Below are 14,476 nucleotides of genomic sequence, written 5' to 3'. Positions count from 1 at the left end.
AAGTTCAGCCACTCCCTGATTTATCTAGATGTGATTACTATGCAAGCCACCATTAAGGCCGATCGCGGTCTGTTTTCTTACCCTAAATATTGGCCACACTGTTTGGGTACTGCACCGTTTCTACCTATGTCGAAGGAAGAAATGGATGCCCTTGGCTGGGACAGCTGTGATGTTATTTTGGTAACAGGCGATGCATATGTGGATCACCCAAGTTTTGGTATGGCAGTCATTGGCCGTGTGCTAGAAGCTCATGGCTTTCGTGTTGGCATTATTTCTCAGCCAGACTGGACCAGTAAAGAAGATTTCATGAAGTTGGGTAAACCCAACCTGTATTTTGGCGTAACCGCCGGCAACATGGACTCCATGATTAACCGCTACACGTCTGACAAAAAGCTTCGTCACGACGACGCCTACACGCCAGGTAATGTGGGTGGTAAGCGCCCTGATCGTGCGGTTACCGTGTATTCGCAGCGCTGTCGTGAAGCATTTAAAGGCGTGCCTGTTATTATTGGTGGCATAGAAGCCAGCTTGCGTCGTATTGCGCACTATGACTATTGGAGTGAAAAAGTACGCCGCTCAGTATTGTTCGACTCTAAAGCGGATATGCTCTTTTTCGGTAACGCCGAACGTCCTCTTGTTGAAGTAACCCATCGCCTAGCGGCAGGTGAAGATATTGCTGACTTGCGCGATATTCGCGGCACCGCCATTATCGTTAAAGAAGCCTTGCCCGAATGGCAAGGCGTCGACTCCACGTCACTCGACAGACCAGGCAAGATTGACGCCATCCCAAGTCCTTATCAAATGGAGCCAGAGTGCGACTCACAGGATAAAGACACCAAAAGCAGTGAGGCGCCAGAAGCTGCGCCCATAGTTATTCAGCCTGCTCAGAAAGAAAAAGAAAAGCGTAAACCTTGGGAAAACGTGTACGTCAAACTTCCCGCATATGAAACAGTAAAAGACAACAAGGTGTTGTACGCCCATACGTCGCGCATTTTGCACCAAGAAACCAACCCAGGTTGTGCGCGCGCGTTGATGCAGCGCCACGGCGACAGGCACATTTGGATTAATCCACCGGCCATGCCGCTTGAAACAGAAGAAATGGACGCGGTATTTGACTTGCCTTATCAGCGTGTACCTCACCCTGTCTATGGCGACGCCAAAATCCCTGCTTACGACATGATCCGCTTTAGTATTAATATTATGCGCGGGTGCTATGGCGGCTGCACGTTCTGCTCTATTACCGAACACGAAGGGCGTATTATCCAAAGCCGTTCTGAAGACTCTATTATTCGAGAAATTGAGCAAATACGCGATACCGTACCGGGCTTTACCGGCGTGATTTCAGACTTAGGCGGCCCGACGGCAAACATGTATCGCCTGCGTTGTAAGAGCCCGAAAGCGGAAGCCACCTGTCGTCGCCCCTCTTGCGTGTACCCTAGCATTTGTGCGCACATGGATACGGACCATAAGCCAACTATTGATTTATACCGCCGTGCTCGTGAATTGCCTGGAATTAAAAAGATTTTGATTGCGTCAGGCGTGCGTTACGACCTAGCAGTAGAAGACCCAGAATACGTGAAAGAACTGGCCCTTCACCACGTGGGCGGCTACTTAAAGATCGCTCCAGAGCACACCGAAGACGGCCCGCTTTCAAAAATGATGAAACCAGGTATGGGCAGTTACTACCGCTTCAAAGAGCTTTTTGATAAATACTCACAAGAAGCAGGTAAAAAGCAGTACCTAATTCCTTACTTCATTGCGTCGCACCCGGGTACCACCGACGAAGACATGTTAAGCCTTGCGATTTGGCTTAAAGAAAACAAATTTAAGCTCGACCAGGTACAGAACTTCTATCCGTCGCCAATGGCAACGGCGACAACCATGTACCACACCGAGATAAATTCACTTCGTAAGGTAACCAAAGACAGTGAAGATGTGCCGTCGGCTAAAGGCGAGATTCATCGCAGACTGCACAAGGCGATGCTGCGTTATCACGATCCGAAAAACTTTGCTCAAATTCGCGAGGCCCTCAAGCGTATGGGTCGCGAAGACTTAATTGGCCGCGGTCCTCAGCACCTCGTGCCGCCAGAAACGGCAGATGAGAAGCGCCAGAAAGCGCAAAAAGGCCGTCGCGGTGAGCGCGCGCTGACCAAACATACTGGGCTTCCTCCTTCGTTTCAGGGTAAGAATAGCAAAGCTAGAGGCGGTAACGCTGGAAGCAAGAACCGACCGAACTCAACTGGCAACACCCAAGAGCGGGCGAGTGGCTCACATAAAAACGGCGCGAACTCACCTAAGGCAAGTAATGGCAGTGGCAAAAACCGTAACCGCTCGCAAAAACAGCCAAATACTCACAAGCGATAAATGCGCACAAGCGTTAAAAAAAGAAACGCTCGATGTATAAAACATCGGGCGTTTTTTCATAGTTTGAGTCACTGTTTATTGCCTTTCGCTTCTTTACAAAAAATCTACCCCTCGCAGACCATTATTTGCCTGCAGCATTAGGCTAATTACCTGTGCGGATTGGCGTGACATAACACTTAACATTCCCAAGCTCGGCTAACTCATCGGTCTGATCGTTTCTCAGCAGGCACTGTTCCCCGTTACTAAGCAGCGTGAAGCTATACAAAGGGTTATCATGCCTTCCTTCAATAGGTAACCCCCTGCTGTCCAGGTTTGCTCTCCGTTCAATCGTCATGCTCGAATCTTCGCTAAACACATTAGCAGCAACAGTGATTTGTATACCACCAAACCAATCACTGATTGTATCTTCAATAATTTGCTTTTCGTTGTCGTTGATAGACGTTGCTAACGCCTTTTGCAGCCGAACCTTACCGCTAGTGGCACAACTCGCTACCGATAAAAGAGAGGCCGAAATGAAAACAATAGCGACAAGCGCGGTAAACCGCTCCTCTATTTTGCTTACCAGGAACATTATTTTTCTTCCTGAATAATCGGCTGATTAATTTTATTGTGTAAGACAAAGTTATCCCTGCGCGTGTCAGGCGTGTCGATAGGTATAAGCTTTTCACCGGTTATCGCATTTTGATTACTGCGCAGCGCATTCAGCTGTGCCGTGCCGTTACCCGACACCATGACAGGACATGAACCTGTTGCTGCATATTCCAATGCGGCAGACAGCATACCTTCGTTTACGTCGCCCAAGCTTGCTGTAAAGTCATCTTCAACCTCACACCCTGGTAGTTCAAAATCAAAATTAGGTGTGGTGGTTGGCATAAAACCATCTGCATAGTCGCCAAACCCTTTATTATTAACCCCTTGAAACTGAATAGTGAAATAGGTCTCACCGCAGTTGTCTGTAGGATAAAATCCATAGGATTTACCGCACGTTGTAGAGCCAATTTGTACCACCTCTACGTCAATGCCGCGAAGCGCATTCATCACCGCTTCACTTGCCGAACACGTTGCGTCAGTTGAAATGACATAGACGCGAGTCAGCGACAGGCTCGGCAGTAACGTGTCGGTAAGCAAACCCGCGTTATAGTCGATAACGTTACTGTAAAACGGCGTAGGGCGAATCGTCTCCCCCGTTACCGGGTTAGTTGTTGGGCTTTTGTCGTTAAAACGCAAGGTTTCGAAGATGGCATTATTCGTTTGATTTGGGCCTGCTACCATGTAGGAAAGCTGTGACGCTAACGCCAGACGACCACCTCCGTTGTACCGCAAATCCATGAATAACTCTGTCACGTTTTCCTCGACAAACCTATCGAACGCGTCAATCAAGTCCTCTTGCGCGGTAACGATAAACGAATTGAATTGAAAGTACCCCGCTTTACCGTTTTCGGTATCTAGCACCTTAACGTTTTGCACGGGCCTTACACTGATATCATCTGAGGTTATATCAACGGACAGTGTGGTACCGTCAATTAGTTCGAACCTAAAGTTTGTGGTGGTTCCGGCATCATCGGGAAAAAGGCCGTCGTTGATGGTATCAACACCTTGCTGGGTGTTGTCATTAACAAAATCAACGCCGTTAATGCCTACGACTTTTGCGCCGCGAGGTACGTTCGCTAACGCGGCAGGTGAGCCAGGCTCTGTAAATCGGACAATAAGCTCTCTTGGTACCGTGGTTGAGCCGAATTCCCAACTCAACCCGAAGCCCGATGATATGCCGGACTGAGATAGCTCATTATAGTCAGCGGTATCTTGTGAAAAGTGGAAATTATCTTTGGGCGTGCCGCTTGGCGTTAGTTCATTGGTTTTTAGCTGGTCGAAGTATGCCAATACTGAAAAACTCTCAGGGTCGTTATCATCTACTTCGTCGTACCAAAGGTAGGTATCGTTAGTCCAAGAACGCAGCCAAAGCTTTTCATCCATTGCCGTGCCTTGGGTGTCTGGATAGGGGTCTCCAGTAAAAGGGTCTATACCGCTTCTTGGTGTTTCACACTTTGCGATGAACTGGGATTGTGGCTCATAAACACCGGCCTCCCACTCAGGAGCAGATGTTGCTGGTGTCGTCGGAGTAGTTATCACGGGAGAAGGGTCAGATGAACCACTACTACCTCCACACCCTGTGAGAAGCAATATCGTGACCGCAAGTGCAACAGAAGAATACCTATACGCTTTCATCATTTTTTATGTGTCCTTCAATCACGACTGACCCTGAAAGTAGAATGTGTCGACATTTATACTGTAATTTACTCTACGCACTATGACTTTACTGTACGTTAGCATAGTTGATAGTTACCTATATCTATAAGTGTGATTACGTAAAAAAAGTTTAAATATTGTCTAAATTTAACCACATTTCCTCTGTTACTCCGTGCCAGCCAGCGACTTAAGTGCTAGCGATATCAGTACAAGCAATGTCACCACCCTACTGAGTTTTATCAAAGATAAGAACACCTACGGAAGGCGCTATTAAACTACTTACAAACACACCGCGCTCTGTTTCTAAGGCTCCCGTTACAAAAGGGTAAGCCCCGCTTGGATCTTGGTACGATTCAAGTACTTCTCCATCTTCACTTATTTTTACAAGGTGTCCATAAGCAGTAGCTTGTGGGCGTAAAAAAGATGGCAGCCGCTGTACCACTTTGCGAACAAAAGGTCTTTCAGATAGCGCATCAACCGGTGCCGAACGCGGAGAAGCTAGGCCTAGGTAATAGCCGCCATTTACAGCCTGACTGATATTGTCAGGAAATCCAGGTAAATTATCGATGACCACATCTACTTTTCCCTGCCGGGGGCCTTCCAACCAATAACGCAACACGCGGTACTTTCCCGTTTCGTTCACTAGCACCGACCGCTGGTCATGGCTTATTGCTACCCCGTTAGCAAACACCATCCCATCTAATAACACTTTACCGGTTTTAAGCGCGGGGTCGTACTCAATAAGCCTGCCGTTGCCCTTATGCTCTAAAATTTCAAGCAGACTGGCCTGAAGTGTTCCGCCGTACTCTCTGGCCGCGAATTTCATGGTCGCGTCGGTAAAGTACACTTTGCCATTGTTAGCCACATCTACGTCATCGGCGTACACGATTTCTGTGCGCGCTACTTCGTCAATCAGCACTTTTAACTCGCCGTTAGGGTTTGCGATTAATAACCCTCGATGGGCATCAGCGATGAGTAGATTTCCGTTATTGTCATACTCAAGGCCAAGTGGGCGACCGTGAGTATTAATCCATGGCGTGAATGTTGTACCACCATTTTTCATCAGTAGCACAGCACCAGAATGTGTGGCTGTAGCAATGGTTCCATCTTTGCTTATCGCGAAATCCTCTGGCCCCTCTTCCCCTTTTAAATCTATTAAGACAAGGTCGGATAAACCCGTGTTTTCAGCGAAGGGGCCCTGGTATCCATTATTAATGGGCGCTTTCCAGCTTACAGGGTCAATGGGTACCGGCCAAAACAGTAAATAGGCCGCGGACAAAAACAGTAAAACCCAAAGCATCTTCATGTGTGCCCTCCAAACGTAAACGTCTTTAACATTTTTGATTACCATAGCAATCAACCATGACTTTCTCTGCTTTCGTTTGTTAATAGAGATCTATTAATCAGCGCATAACGCGTGTTCTATATCGAGCTTAAATTACGCAGAGGATAAAGCATTACAAATACGTTAGATGGCATCCATATACTCTGTTTCAGCGTTTTTTAGTAAAACGCTGTTGGAGTACACCATGCTATTTCATGCAAAATCACTTGAAGCCAATTATGCTAAGCAGGTAGATAAAGAGTTACGTGCAAGTCATGCGGGTGAAACAGGTGCCGTTTGGATCTATCGAGGTGCAATAGTTGCTGAATTTGTTTCAAGCTTGTTCTATATCACTACAACCAATAACGATATAAAGCGCTTTACACGAGAGCACCTGAAAACTGAGCGACAGCACCTGGCAATCTTTGAAAATGAAATGCCGCTCTTTCGTGGTAGTTTTATTCTCCCACTGTGGATCGCCGCAGGGTTCATTACCGGATTTTTGCCACGATTATTTGGTCAGAATTGGTTTTTCTATACTATTTATCGCGTGGAGCAGTTCGTTGACGCGCATTACGACAGCCAATGTAAAACACTGTCGGCATTACCTATTCCACCACGCAACATCATAGCGCGATTTAAACACTGTCAGGAAGAGGAGCAGCATCATAGGGATGAAGCGTTATCATTAATGACGCACCCGCCCTCTTTAGTCATGAGATTGTGGGGGATTGCCGTGGAAAAAGGCTCTTCTGCTGCCGTGGCTGTCGCTAAACGCATTTAGATTTATATTTGATTTTGCATCAATGAGCTGCGGCAGAAAAACGGTGTATCTGGTTAGGAAAATTAGCGAGCAAGCGGCAATAACAGAAAGAGAGGAACGTTTACAAAGTGGGTAAGAAAAGTAGACTAAGACCTCCGAAACCATGTGACAATTGCGGTGTTGAGGCTGACACGCAATTTCGCGTTCGAGCACGTGAAGATGACAGCTGGCGCATAGTGTGTAAGCAGTGCCAAGAACGGGCAAAAGCAGACAGTGGCTATAGCTATGGCGGCACATGGAAAAGAAAGAAGCGTAGCTAAGGGACGAACAATAGCCCCTTAGCCGTCTACGCAATTATGCGTTCACGCTATTTCCCTGAACGCGCTGAGCAATGGCGGTTTTCACATGGCCCTTATCTTGATAGCCAAACGTTTTTTCGCGTTTTATTAGCGAAAAGGCGCGATAAAAGCTCCAAATCACATAAACCGCCATGGGAATATTAAGCTGTAGTGAAGCAACCGAAAGGGCGGCGTCTTGGTGCACAGCAGCATAGGTCACTAACAGGGCCAGTACACTTAATCCAGATATGAGCAACCATACAGGTTTTGTGAGTGACTTAACCGCCACTGTGATAGCCAAATTAAGCAACATCAAACACCAGAAAACGGCGATGAGCGAACCCGCAAAAAACATGTCAACCACTGCGGTTAAAGCCAGCGCACTTACACTGCCCCACACCACGGCATACCAAAGCCTGCTCGCTAAAGGTGGATGCGCCTTTTTAGACAGCCAAATCTCCATACCAGAAACACAAAGCATTGTTAGCATGACACCCAACACAAAATAGAACCATTTACTGGTTAAGCCAGAAAAGTCACCAAAGTGCAGCCTATACATAGCCCAAACCAGTTGCTTGCCCCATTCACCGTCTTCATAACCCGCATCACCAATATAATTCCCCGCGGTATCGAAACGATAGCCTTCTGCGTAAATCATTCTATTTGGCGCTTTGGCGTAAATTTCAATAAATTGCTCAGGCTCACCCACCTCGTGTACCGTCAAAAAAATAGGCGACTTTTCAGGTGCTAACGATTCCATTTGGGCAAAGGCTTTGCCAATAGCCGGTTTACCTTGTTGAGGTGCCAATACAGGATCGGGTGTGAATATCTGATCGACAACGGCATCTCGGTCACCCTCATAATTGAGAGACGCGACTACGACCAAAATAATGCCCGCCATGCCAAAATACGCGCCTGTAATGCCTATGACTAGGTGAAAAGGCGCAGCCCACAAACCAAAGCGATTGTGCAGATCAATCTGTGCTTGCTGCCCATTTCCGCCTCTGCGCAACTTAAATGCATCTCTCGCAATCCGTTTATGGGCAATAATGCCGGTGATAACCAATGTACAAATAATGGCACCTAAGGCACTGACTAAAATCATTCCCCAGCTATGGGGCAAGTTTAAATACAAATGCAGGTCCACGAGCATCTGCGTAAAAGAGACACTTTCCTTTTCTATTAAATTACCATCGCTATCAGCGAAATAGGCAGCATGGTCATTTTCAACAACTAACCGTGGAATATCTGATGTAGGGAATACCACATAAAGATGATGTGATTCTTGTTTGTTCTCAGCAAGAAAAGTGTCCATCGCTTTTTCGATAACGTCCGGAGACACGTTTTCCATCTCTTCAATATGTGGCTGCTCCCATCTCTCAAACTCTAAATGAAAAACAGCAACCGTTCCTGAAAGGCAAACTAAGAACAGCAATACACTTAAAAAAACACCAACCCAAGTATGTGCATTTAATGCATTTTGTTTCGTAACTTTATCCATTGATCTTTACCTACATGGGTAAGAAAACAAGTATTGGCAAGCTGAACGCTGCCAAGACTGCGTAAGCACCAACCACTTTGAATTTGTGGGCAGTGGCAAAATAGTGGTAAACAATCAGGCCCCACAATATTGGCAATAGCACAGTTGTAGTAGCCAATTTCCCAGCAATAGAGAACGGAAGTAATGCACAAATACCTAACGTCAAGAATACGCTTACAACCAATAAACCAACTAAAACCACAAAATAGTTTGCTACATTCGCCAATACTGTACGTCGCGAAAAATCAAGCTCTCTGGGCTGAGGTACGTTCTTAGGATGTGGTAAATGCGTTTGATTTAAGGCAATAAATGGCCACACAAGAATTGCAGGCATGCACAGCGCATATAAAACCCCGAACTCCCAACCCTGTGAATAAGACCAGCACACGACTGACACTAACCCTATCGTTAGGCCTAAATAGAGATAGATTGACGCTTGAGCGCGCCAACTTTTATAGAGCACCCCAATGGTGGCAAGGGTTAACCCACTCGCTGCAACTGAAAGCATGATAATTCCTTAAAACGAATAGGTAAGCGATGCGTTAACCGTTCTGCGTACACCGGGAAAACAGTCACCTCGGAATAAACAAGACGTGAGATACTTTTCATCGGTCACATTTCTTACATTCAGCTGCAAATTGATATTGTTTGACAGATCATATGCCACCATCACGTCGCCCAAAGTGTAGCTGGGTGTTTCATAACGAATTTCACCGTTTTCAGAAACTGATTCCCCGACGTAGCGAATGCCTGCCCCAACAGTCAGTGCTTCAATCTCAAGCGGAGAGTAATTTACCCACACAGAGGCATTGCTATCTGGCTGAGCCGACAGCGAGAAGCCATTGGGATCGTCTGCATCCATAAGCGAGGCCGAAAACTGTGCTGTTATCTCGCCAAAATCTAAACGTCCTTCAAGCTCAATACCTTCGATGTTTGTAACGCCCTGCTGTTGCGCTGCTTCGTCTGGTAAACCATTTGGGTTAGGAAGATTTGACACTTCTATATCGTAATACGCCAGTGTGATAAAGCCTGGTATTGCAGATAACTCATACTTGATTCCAGCCTCATATTGACGGCCTTCTTCAGGTTTGAGCTGGTTATTGTCATCATCTAATCCCACTACGGTCTCGAATGATTCAGCGTAGCTAAGATAAGGCGAAATGCCATTGTCAAAGCGATACAGAACGCCAGCTGAATAGGACGTTTGTGTGTCTTCCTGCTCTGCTAAACCCGTGTCATTGTCAACGCGATCGTGACGCAACCCCAATGTAATTCGCCAGTTGTCAAAGGAAACCTGATCGGATAGATATAAACCGGTATCCGAGACAGTTTGTTCAGGTGCATCGTTGTATATCGCATCGAAAACCGCTTGTTCTGGCGCGCCAGTGTAAACTGGGTTGGCCAAGTCCAAAATGTATCTAAAGTCACCTTGTAATACCCCGCCACCTGCATAGTAGGCAGAGTTGGCGTCGGTTTTTACGTGTTGGTATTGCACACCTCCCAGCAACTCATGTTCGAACGAACCTGTTGCAAACCGTTTGTTTACACGCACATCAAAAGCGTGTTGATTAAACGTATTGTCTGCCTGATAAAAGGTTCTAGGAACAAAGGTATCCGTAGGAGCCACAGGTGCCCCTACGAATGCGTTGAGATATCGCGTGCCGCCAGTAAAGGTGGGCCATGCTTGATGGTAGTCGGCTTCGCCATCTCGCCACAGCGCGGTAAATGAAACCGAGGTTGAATCGTTAATGAAGTGCTCACCGAGCAACGTAACTTGATTAGACTTGGTATCGAATTTATTAAATTCCGGCTCGCCAGCGTAAACATCTTGGTCGGGTAAGTAGGTCCCGTCAGTTAAGGGCAACAATGTGCCTTCTACGGGAATAAACTGTGCGGCCGTGTCGCTATCTGTATCTTGAAATAATCCAATCAACGTGAGCGTCGTATTGTCTGAAGGCATAAACGAAAGTGACGGCATCAAGACTTGCGTGTCATCACTCACGTAATCAACCTGAGAGTCAGCGTTACGATAAATACCAACAAAGCGCCCTACCCATTTGTCATCATCAGATAGGCTGCCGTTTACATCTACGCCAACTTGTGCGCGCTCGAAATTACCGTAGGACAGCACGACTTCGCTACCTTTTCCTAGCGTGGGTGTTTTAGATACGTAATTTATGATGCCGCCCGGAGAACCTTGCCCGTAAAGCACAGAAGCAGGCCCTTTGAGCAATTCCACTTGTTCCATTGTATAGATTTCAGCGCGCGTAGAGTTGTAACTGCCAAACAACTCTTGGATTGAGTCTCGATAACGCGGAATGCTTAACCCTCTAGACGATATGGAGTCGACTCGGGTGGCGTAACCGTAAGACTCGCCCGTTACACCTGCCATATAAGTGGCAGATTGAGATAAATTTAATACCCCTTTTTGTTTTAAGTCTAAGGCAGTCTCAATTGAAATCGTACGTGCGAGATCAACAATTGGCGTGTTAGTTTTCGTCGCACCAAAGGGACTTCGCTTGCCCACAATTTCAACTTTTTCTATGGTGATTTCGTCGTCGCGCTCTTCAGCAGCAACGTTTGATTCTTGTGCGTAAAGGGGAGAAACTAAGAGCGTCGTTAAGGACAATGGTAAAAATATTTTGTTCATGCGTAATTTCTGTCATTAATTTTCAGCGAGAAAAAGCACAGCGCTAAACCCGCTAAATCGGTAGGCACTTAATACTTAAGTCTACGTTACCAAAAATTTAATCAAATGAGAACCCTTATCATTTACATTATTAATTACGCATTTTTGATGTTCGTTCTGCGCATAAAAAAACCGAACTCACTGAATGAGTTCGGTTTTTGGAAAAATGCACTAGGCGTGCTATTCGCTTACGCTGCTTCGCTCTCGCTTTGTGTTTCTGTCACTTCATGGCTAAGCAGGTATTCAAATGCAGCAAGTGAAGCTTTAGCCCCCTCGCCCATCGATATCACTATTTGCTTATAAGGCACGGTTGTCACATCACCCGCGGCAAATATGCCTGGCTCAGACGTGTGACACTTACTGTCGACAATGATTTCGCCGTACTGTGTCATTTCCACCGTATCTTTCATAAACTGGCTGTTAGGCACTAGACCGATTTGAACGAACACACCGGCTAATTCGCGGGTATGTACTTCATTGGTTGAACGGTCTTGGTATTCAATAGCGTTCACTTTACCGTTTTCAGCAATAATTTGGCGCGTTGCCGCATTTTTAATAATGGTGATATTGTCGCGCTTTTTCGCTTGGTCGATAAGGACCTTATCCGCCTTTAATTCTGGCATAAATTCGAACACTGTTACCGACTTCACAATGCCTGCCAAATCAAGTGCCGCTTCAATACCCGAATTACCACCCCCAATAACCGCTACGTCTTTTCCTTTAAAGAATGGACCATCACAGTGTGGGCAGTAGGCTACGCCATTACCAATATTTTCTTTTTCTCCTGGTACGCCTAATTCTCTCCAGCGCGCACCCGTCGCTACAATGATACTACGCGTACGTATCTGCTCTCCCGATGAAAGCGTAATGGTCTTAATATTACCTTTTTCTATACTGTCAACGCGCACGTGTTCTTTGAGCGTGATGTCGTAATCGCGTACGTGCTCCATCAAATTACCAACAAGTTCCGGGCCTGTTGTTTTAGGTACTGAAATTAAGTTTTCAATACCCATGGTGTCTTTAACTTGACCACCGAACGTCTCTGCAATTACCGCGACTTTTAGCCCTTTTCGAGCACTGTATATTGCCGAAGCAACACCAGCAGGCCCACCGCCAATAACGGTAACGTCTTGAAGGGGTAACGCGTCTCCTTTATTAGCTTGCTTCAGGCTAGGATCACGTTCGATCAATTTATTGATAAGTACAGAGGCATCAACTTTACCATTCGCAAATAACTCGCCATTAAGGTATACGCTCGGCACGCCTTGAATATCGCGCTCTTGAATGACATTTTGATAAAGCCCACCATCAATCATTTCGGTCTTGATGTGAGGGTTAATCAGCGCGAATTGGTTGAGAGCTTGGACAACCTCAGGGCAGTTGTGGCAGCTTAAGCTAATGAACACTTCAAAATTAAGTGGTTCGTTCACCGCTTTAACCATCGCCTTAACGCTATTATCAAGCTTAAGTTCCGTGCCCGCTGCGTGAAGCATAGCAAGCACCAAAGAGTTAAATTCATGGCCGCCTGGAATACCGGAAAAACGGATCCCTGTGTCTTCGCCATCAGCTTCCAGTAAAAAGCTGACAGAACTGCGTAATTCGCCATTTGTTTCGCGCTCTTCAACGCTGAGTTTCTCGCTTACCGAAGCAATGTCGGACAGAAACTTAACAAGTTCTTCACGCTTGCTATGTTCACCGGTCTGCACGACAAAGGTTACGTTTTTCTGCATTGATTCAGTGTATGATTTCAATGCTTGTAAAATTTCTTTAGTTAACACGGTTAATCTGCCTTATTTTCGACACGCCTATCCCCGCCGACCTTTTATTAAGGTCAACTTATAAGCGGAAATTGGGATTAAATATCAGGGAGTGGAGGCCCACTCCCTACTAACGAATTGCCTAATATTTAACGGTTAAATAGCGCTATCGTATTAGGCATCAAGCACGTTGCTTAAATTTTGCCAACTAGGTCTAGTGAAGGTGCAAGGGTCGCTTCGCCTTCTTTCCATTTTGCTGGGCACACTTCGCCAGGATTATTGGCAACGTATTGCGCAGCTTTTACTTTGCGAACTAAATCGTCTGCATCACGGCCAATACCTTCAGCAGTGATTTCCATCGCTTGAATGATACCTTCTGGGTCAACAACAAATGTTGCACGGTCAGCTAGGCCCATTGTTTCACGCATACAATCGAAGTTGCGAGTGATTTCGCCCGTTGGGTCACCAATCATTGCAAACTTGATCTTGTTAATCGTTTCTGAAGAATCGTGCCACGCTTTGTGAGTGAAGTGTGTATCAGTAGAAACTGAGAATACTTCAACGCCACGAGACTGAAGCTCTTCGTATTTGTCAGCAATATCACCAAGCTCTGTTGGGCAAACGAACGTAAAGTCAGCTGGATAAAATACGAAAACTGCCCATTTACCTTTGATGTCTTCGCTGCTTACATCAACAAACTCGCCATCTTTGAATGCTGTTGCTTTAAAAGGTTTAATAGCAGTATTGATCAATGCCATGTTTAATTCTCCATTTGGTTTAAATTAGTCGCTGGTTTATTACCTGCGATGTCAATTTTACGTTTGATGTAGGGACAAAGTTTTATCTTTTTGTGATTTAAGCACAGAAGTTAAAACCCCGTCTCTTCGAAACTGGTGACAAGAATAGCGCGCTCTGTCAAAAAAAACTAATTGGTAAAAATGAATCGCTTAATCAAATTATTGAATTGAAAAATCGCTGCGTGTTCATAATTGACAAACCACACTAGCTTCATTAGGTGTGGGCTTAAAAACAGATTTAAAGACTATGCTTCAATATATGATGAATAAAAGGATACCGAAGAGTGTTTGGCGACGTATCGACGTAAGTATCTAACAAGGAATATTGCCCATATTGAAAAACAACATGCATTTAACGCCTTACACAAAAAACACCTATATAAAGGTTTGCGACTGATTTAGAAAACTAAAATCTGTAAACAGAACAGGTAGTTGACGAAGGTGAACAATCTGTAGAGACACTGGTAGTCAATCTGCAACTTGTAAGCGGCACATAGGGTCTTAAAAAACGTTTATCTAGCTTTATTTATTGTGTCATGGTGTCTTTTGATAAGAAACATAAGCACAAATAAACTTACCCATCAAACCTAAGTCGATGATTTATAATATTTTTCCTAAAAACAGCTTGAATAAGGTTGAGTCATTCCTACCCATCAA

General features: G+C 45.5%; 11 protein-coding genes. 3 read left to right on the top strand and 8 right to left on the bottom strand.

The window, feature by feature from the left end:
- Positions 1 to 39: 39 nt before the first annotated feature.
- Positions 40 to 2,364 carry a YgiQ family radical SAM protein gene (locus GVO63_RS15055; protein WP_159580960.1) on the top strand — a complete coding sequence of 775 codons (2,325 nt, stop codon included), beginning with the start codon at positions 40 to 42 and terminating at the stop codon, positions 2,362 to 2,364.
- A 142-nt stretch (positions 2,365 to 2,506) separates the two neighbouring features.
- Here GVO63_RS15055 and GVO63_RS15050 read toward each other — a convergent pair whose 3' ends face one another.
- The 3 genes from GVO63_RS15050 to GVO63_RS15040 all read right to left on the bottom strand — a co-directional run bounded on the left by GVO63_RS15050 (position 2,507) and on the right by GVO63_RS15040 (position 5,917).
- The gene (locus GVO63_RS15050; protein WP_159580958.1) at positions 2,507 to 2,935 is read right to left on the bottom strand and encodes a hypothetical protein; all 429 of its coding nucleotides are present in this window, start codon (positions 2,933 to 2,935) and stop codon (positions 2,507 to 2,509) included.
- A complete protein-coding gene (locus GVO63_RS15045; protein ID WP_236552170.1) occupies positions 2,935 to 4,593 on the bottom strand; it encodes a S41 family peptidase in 1,659 nt (552 codons plus the stop codon). The genes GVO63_RS15050 and GVO63_RS15045 overlap by 1 nt, the downstream gene beginning before the upstream one ends.
- Before the next feature lie 244 nt (positions 4,594 to 4,837).
- Entirely contained in the window at positions 4,838 to 5,917 is a 1,080-nt protein-coding gene (locus GVO63_RS15040) for an SMP-30/gluconolactonase/LRE family protein (RefSeq protein ID WP_159580956.1), read from the bottom strand.
- 223 nt (positions 5,918 to 6,140) lie between these two features.
- Here GVO63_RS15040 and GVO63_RS15035 point away from each other — a divergent pair, with 223 nt between their 5' ends.
- Both GVO63_RS15035 and GVO63_RS15030 read left to right on the top strand, forming a co-directional pair.
- Positions 6,141 to 6,719: a demethoxyubiquinone hydroxylase family protein gene (locus tag GVO63_RS15035; RefSeq protein WP_159492748.1), complete on the top strand. Its 579-nt coding sequence runs from the start codon at positions 6,141 to 6,143 to the stop codon at positions 6,717 to 6,719.
- Between the two features lie 107 nt (positions 6,720 to 6,826).
- Positions 6,827 to 7,018 carry a hypothetical protein gene (locus GVO63_RS15030; RefSeq protein WP_159580954.1) on the top strand — a complete coding sequence of 64 codons (192 nt, stop codon included), beginning with the start codon at positions 6,827 to 6,829 and terminating at the stop codon, positions 7,016 to 7,018.
- Between the two features lie 34 nt (positions 7,019 to 7,052).
- Here the strand turns inward: GVO63_RS15030 and GVO63_RS15025 are convergent, their stop codons facing one another.
- The 5 genes from GVO63_RS15025 to ahpC all read right to left on the bottom strand — a co-directional run bounded on the left by GVO63_RS15025 (position 7,053) and on the right by ahpC (position 13,780).
- Positions 7,053 to 8,537, bottom strand: a complete 1,485-nt coding sequence (locus tag GVO63_RS15025) for a PepSY domain-containing protein (protein WP_201284589.1) — start codon at positions 8,535 to 8,537, stop codon at positions 7,053 to 7,055.
- A 10-nt stretch (positions 8,538 to 8,547) separates the two neighbouring features.
- Positions 8,548 to 9,084 (bottom strand): hypothetical protein, encoded by a 537-nt coding sequence (locus GVO63_RS15020; protein ID WP_159580952.1) that lies wholly within the window; start codon positions 9,082 to 9,084, stop codon positions 8,548 to 8,550.
- A gap of 9 nt (positions 9,085 to 9,093) precedes the next feature.
- Complete coding sequence (locus GVO63_RS15015; protein ID WP_159580950.1) at positions 9,094 to 11,226, bottom strand: TonB-dependent siderophore receptor; 2,133 nt, start codon at positions 11,224 to 11,226, stop codon at positions 9,094 to 9,096.
- Positions 11,227 to 11,453: 227 nt separating this feature from the next.
- Entirely contained in the window at positions 11,454 to 13,043 is a 1,590-nt protein-coding gene (gene ahpF, locus GVO63_RS15010; RefSeq protein WP_159492728.1) for an alkyl hydroperoxide reductase subunit F, read from the bottom strand.
- A 173-nt stretch (positions 13,044 to 13,216) separates the two neighbouring features.
- Complete coding sequence (gene ahpC / locus GVO63_RS15005) at positions 13,217 to 13,780, bottom strand: alkyl hydroperoxide reductase subunit C (RefSeq protein ID WP_159492729.1); 564 nt, start codon at positions 13,778 to 13,780, stop codon at positions 13,217 to 13,219.
- Between the last annotated feature and the right edge of the window lie 696 nt (positions 13,781 to 14,476).

The organism is Alteromonas sp. KUL106 (genome assembly GCF_009811415.1).
Lineage (GTDB): Bacteria > Pseudomonadota > Gammaproteobacteria > Enterobacterales > Alteromonadaceae > Alteromonas.
This window is presented reverse-complemented; position numbering and strand designations above follow the sequence as displayed.

Excerpts from the sequence above, each read along its gene's own strand:
- GVO63_RS15050 (WP_159580958.1), bottom strand. The coding sequence starts at position 2,935 with ATGTTCCTGGTAAGCAAAATAGAGGAGCGGTTTACCGCGCTTGTCGCT.
- GVO63_RS15055 (WP_159580960.1), top strand. The coding sequence starts at position 40 with ATGCAAGCCACCATTAAGGCCGATCGCGGTCTGTTTTCTTACCCTAAA.
- GVO63_RS15015 (WP_159580950.1), bottom strand. The coding sequence starts at position 11,226 with ATGAACAAAATATTTTTACCATTGTCCTTAACGACGCTCTTAGTTTCT.
- GVO63_RS15045 (WP_236552170.1), bottom strand. The coding sequence starts at position 4,593 with ATGATGAAAGCGTATAGGTATTCTTCTGTTGCACTTGCGGTCACGATA.
- GVO63_RS15040 (WP_159580956.1), bottom strand. The coding sequence starts at position 5,917 with ATGAAGATGCTTTGGGTTTTACTGTTTTTGTCCGCGGCCTATTTACTG.
- GVO63_RS15025 (WP_201284589.1), bottom strand. The coding sequence starts at position 8,537 with ATGGATAAAGTTACGAAACAAAATGCATTAAATGCACATACTTGGGTT.
- GVO63_RS15035 (WP_159492748.1), top strand. The coding sequence starts at position 6,141 with ATGCTATTTCATGCAAAATCACTTGAAGCCAATTATGCTAAGCAGGTA.
- GVO63_RS15020 (WP_159580952.1), bottom strand. The coding sequence starts at position 9,084 with ATGCTTTCAGTTGCAGCGAGTGGGTTAACCCTTGCCACCATTGGGGTG.
- ahpC (WP_159492729.1), bottom strand. The coding sequence starts at position 13,780 with ATGGCATTGATCAATACTGCTATTAAACCTTTTAAAGCAACAGCATTC.